We start from the raw sequence: 3,870 nt of genomic DNA, 5'->3' as shown, positions 1-3,870 counted from the left end.
GGTCGGGCTACGCCCTCCCGCCGTTCCCCGCTTGCCGGCCCAAGTGGCCTACTTTTGCGCCGCCCAACGGCCTGGTTTTGCGCCGCCATTGACACGTATCGAGCCAGAGCATGCGTGTTAGGTGGGGCGAGGTCTCGGTGATCCGCCGCAGCGTTTCATGGGTGACTTCAAGCAATGTGCAGGTCGAAATCGCTATGACCCCATGCGCCAGCCGCTTGAGCAGAAACCCGTGGAGATCCATGAAGTCGCCGGGCACGTGGATAGCGGTGATCTGACGGCTACCGTCCGCGAGAATTTTTTGCCTTCCTGCTATTCCGGAAACGAGGAGTTGACTGAACAACGGCCGACTTCCGTCCGACACGATCTCCTGACCAGCGCTCACCACCCTCCGACCCGTGAAGGCTGCCGCAAGCTGCTTCCGTTCGTCGTCTGTCAGTTGGTCGCGTTGGCTCAGTTGCCGTATCAGCGGCTCGATCATAGTCATTCCCGTTCACAGCAGCGCGACGGCGCCTCCGCGACGGTCGGGTGATGCTGTGAAGCTCCTTTTCCCGGTCGTTTCATGAGAATTTGCTTGGTGTCGTAAGCCGCTTAGGTCGGTTTGGCAATTCGCCTGCCAACAGCGCGATGCCATGTAAGCCGACCACGATCGCCAAGTTAGCTCCCCCGATTCCGGGATTTGGACAACGCTACCATTGTGGCTAGCGCCGATACAAAAGCGATCAACGCAACGGCGATTTAGGGGTTGCTGTCTGCTCCAATTCGTGGCTGGGAAGGAGTTGGTGCATCGCCGACCGAAGTTGTGAGGCGCTTCAAGTCTGGCCGAGTCCCGAAGCTCGTGGCGTAGGCGGGAGTGAGTTCCGCACCCAGAAGAAAAATCGAGGGTGAGTAGAACACCCACAAGAGCAAAACAATCAAGCTGCCTGCCGCGCCGTAGGACGAGGCAACCGCACTGGTTCCGAGATACCATCCGATCAAAGACTTCCCAATCGTGAAGAGAACGGCCGTCGTCACCGCGCCGAAACGGACGTCCCTCCAAGCCAGGGAGCGATCCGGCTGCACTTTGTAAATTGCGCCAAAAAGCAGAGCCAGGAGCGATAGCGATACAAAGGTGTTGATGAAAGACAGGATGGCTTCGCCGAAGGGCAAATGCGAATTGATGAAGTCGGCCAGCCCTGAAATAGCGGCGCTCGCAGCGAGCGAAACCAGCAGCAGAAATCCGAGTGACGCAACCAGTCCCAAACTTGCTGCCCGGGCTCTCACCAGCCCTGACAGGCTTGTGGAGCTAGGCTCGACCTTCCAGATCTGATTGAGGGACGACTGCATCTCGCCAAACACGCCAGACGCGCTGGCGATCAGAGTGATCAACGCAATAGAGGCAGCGATCGCTCCGCTTGTGCTGTTGGAAGCTCCCTCGATGATCGACCTGAGCAAGTCGGCGCCCTGTGGACCTAACAGGCCAGTCAGTTGCGCGGTTACGGCGAGTTGGGCGGCGTCTCTTCCCACCGCAAGGCCGGCGATGGCAATTACGATGAGCAGAATTGGAGCGAGCGACGTGGCGGCGTAGAATGCCATGGCCGCAGCATGGGTTAGCGCATTATCGTTGATGAACCCCACGACTGCGGTTCTTGCGAGAGTCCAGACGCGACCGAGAACGGGTTTCATTTGCGCTCCCTCGGCCAGATCACGCAGATCCGCACTTCGTATTCCAACCTTGAAGTCGCTTTGCGGTCGGATTGTTCCGCACCTTCGTTGCTCGTATGCGCATGCCGGCCGACCGGTCGCTGCGCGACTCGAGCGACATAGGAATTCGGTCCAGGTAGAAGTGGCGTTATCAACAGCGCTGCAGGACGGTTTGGCCGAACGGTTCCTGCCGTGACAGCCACCGGTCCGCCTATGGCGATCAAAGTGGAAGCTTATTTGACTGGCGAGATGCCGGCAGCGCGATATCTTCTGCGCGAACTTGTCCGGAGCAAGATTTAGTGACCGTTTTCTCGGTGCGGCATTCGACGGTCTACCGCTATCGGCGTCCGGTTGGATTCGGTGAGCACCATCTCATGTTCCGGCCGCGTGACAGCTATGATCAGCGTCTGCTTCACGCATCGCTCGTGGTTGAACCGAAACCGGAGTCCATCCACTGGATCCACGACGTTTTTGGAAACTGTGTTGCGAACGTCGCCATTTCGAAACGAGCGACGGAGCTTCGCTTCGAGACCAACATTCGCGTCGACCATATGCCGTCCGCTGCACCGGATTTCCGGATCGACGAGAACGCAATGGGCTATCCCTTCCAATACGATGCCGACGAGTTGCCTGACCTCGCAAGCACCATCCGACCTCACTATGCAGACGACGGCGGAGCGGTCGCGGACTGGGCAAACCAGTTTGTGCGGACCGGGTCGAAGATCCTGACTGGCAAGGTGCTTATGACCTTGTGCTACGCCATCCATGAGGGCTTTTCCTATGCGCGCCGCTCCGAACATGGGACGCAGCCGCCACTGATTACATTGCGTTCGCGAAAAGGCTCCTGCCGGGATTTTGCCCTGCTAATGATGGAGGCCGTCCGTTCGCTCGGTTTTGCGGCGCGTTTTGTAACCGGCTACATCTATGTTGCCAGCCGTGACGGCCAGGCAAATCTTGGAGGCGGAGCGACGCATGCCTGGTGTCAGGTTTATCTGCCCGGCTCTGGTTGGGTGGAATTCGATCCTACAAACGGCATCGTCGGAAACCGCGACTTGATTAGAGTGGCGGTCGCACGCGACCCCAGACAGGCAGTTCCGCTCTCCGGGAGCTATTTTGGTCGCGCTTCCGACGATTTGGGCCTGACGGTCCAGGTCAATGTCACGACACAATCCGAGCCTCAGGACGAGGTCTCCAGCATTGCCTAGAATCTAGGCATGGAACGGAGCCGGTAGTCTTGGCGTTGCAGCGCACCTTCTTCAATTTTTCTTCGAGCGTTTCATGAAAATCCGCGCGGGCTTCAATATCGCCTACGAATGTCCACAGCCGACGCAGATGCTGCTCGCGCTCGATATTCATCCTTCGCGGCGGGGCGACCTTCTCACTGGCCATGAACTGAGGTTTGATCCCGCGATTGAGGCATGGGGCTATATCGATGGTTTCGGGAATGCCTGCACGCGGGTGACGGCACCACCCGGCATCCTCAACATCGCTACAGAATTTGAAATCTACGACAGCGGGCGACCGGATATCGTCGCCTGGGATGCGATCCAGCACGAGGTGAAGGATCTGCCCGACGACGTTCTCGTGTTCCTGCTTGCAAGCCGCTACTGCGACACCGATAGGCTTGGCGATCTGGCTTGGGCCAATTTCTCGCACACCCAGCCGGGGTGGGCACGGGTGCAGGCAATCTGCGACTTCGTTCACAACCACATTGCCTTCAACTACGAGAATGCAGATTCCCTACGCACAGCGCATGGCGGTTGGATTGATCGGACCGGTGTCTGTCGCGACTTTGCCCATCTGGCGATCACGCTTTGCCGGTGCATGAATATTCCGGCGCGCTACTGCACAGGCTATCTCGGTGACATCGGCGTGCCGCCAGTTCCCGATCCGATGGACTTCTCAGCGTGGTTTGAAGCCTATCTCGGCGGGCACTGGTATACGTTCGATGCCCGTCACAATGTCCCTCGCATTGGCCGCATCTTGATGGCGACAGGCCGCGACGCCACCGATGTCGCGCTCTCAACCAGCTTTGGCCCCGCAAGGCTGGTGCGGTTCGATGTGATCACAGAGGAAGTCCCCTAGCACTATCCACGAGACTGATGGGGGGCTGGAGTTCCTCGAACGCTTGAACTCGATGCCGTCAGCACCGAGTTTGACCGGAGCCCCGTTCGATCCGGCTTCATCACG

The 3,870-nt window shown here is 58.7% G+C and carries 4 protein-coding genes; 2 read left to right on the top strand and 2 right to left on the bottom strand.

Going from position 1 to position 3,870, the window contains the following annotated elements; all coding sequences use genetic code 11:
• Window positions 1-7 precede the first annotated feature (7 nt).
• Together ACH196_RS35395 and ACH196_RS35390 are read right to left on the bottom strand one after the other, a co-directional pair.
• A complete protein-coding gene (locus ACH196_RS35395; RefSeq protein ID WP_396651521.1) occupies window positions 8-478 on the bottom strand; it encodes a Crp/Fnr family transcriptional regulator in 471 nt (156 codons plus the stop codon).
• A gap of 257 nt (window positions 479-735) precedes the next feature.
• Window positions 736-1,662: a YihY/virulence factor BrkB family protein gene (locus tag ACH196_RS35390; protein ID WP_396651520.1), complete on the bottom strand. Its 927-nt coding sequence runs from the start codon at window positions 1,660-1,662 to the stop codon at window positions 736-738.
• A 317-nt stretch (window positions 1,663-1,979) separates the two neighbouring features.
• On the opposite strand from ACH196_RS35390, the gene ACH196_RS35385 reads away from it, so the two are divergent.
• Window positions 1,980-2,885 (top strand): transglutaminase N-terminal domain-containing protein, encoded by a 906-nt coding sequence (locus ACH196_RS35385; protein WP_396651519.1) that lies wholly within the window; start codon window positions 1,980-1,982, stop codon window positions 2,883-2,885.
• A 73-nt stretch (window positions 2,886-2,958) separates the two neighbouring features.
• Window positions 2,959-3,765 (top strand): transglutaminase family protein, encoded by an 807-nt coding sequence (locus tag ACH196_RS35380; protein ID WP_396651518.1) that lies wholly within the window; start codon window positions 2,959-2,961, stop codon window positions 3,763-3,765.
• The last annotated feature ends 105 nt before the right edge of the window (window positions 3,766-3,870 follow it).

This window comes from Mesorhizobium sp. IMUNJ 23232, assembly GCF_044326205.1.
GTDB lineage: Bacteria > Pseudomonadota > Alphaproteobacteria > Rhizobiales > Rhizobiaceae > Kumtagia.
Note: the sequence above shows the minus strand (reverse complement) of the source record. Positions and strands in the feature narration are given on the sequence as shown.

Bases quoted from the DNA above. Each gene is read 5' to 3' on its own strand.
- ACH196_RS35380 (WP_396651518.1), top strand. From the start codon at position 2,959: ATGAAAATCCGCGCGGGCTTCAATATCGCCTACGAATGTCCACAGCCG.
- ACH196_RS35390 (WP_396651520.1), bottom strand. From the start codon at position 1,662: ATGAAACCCGTTCTCGGTCGCGTCTGGACTCTCGCAAGAACCGCAGTC.
- ACH196_RS35395 (WP_396651521.1), bottom strand. From the start codon at position 478: ATGATCGAGCCGCTGATACGGCAACTGAGCCAACGCGACCAACTGACA.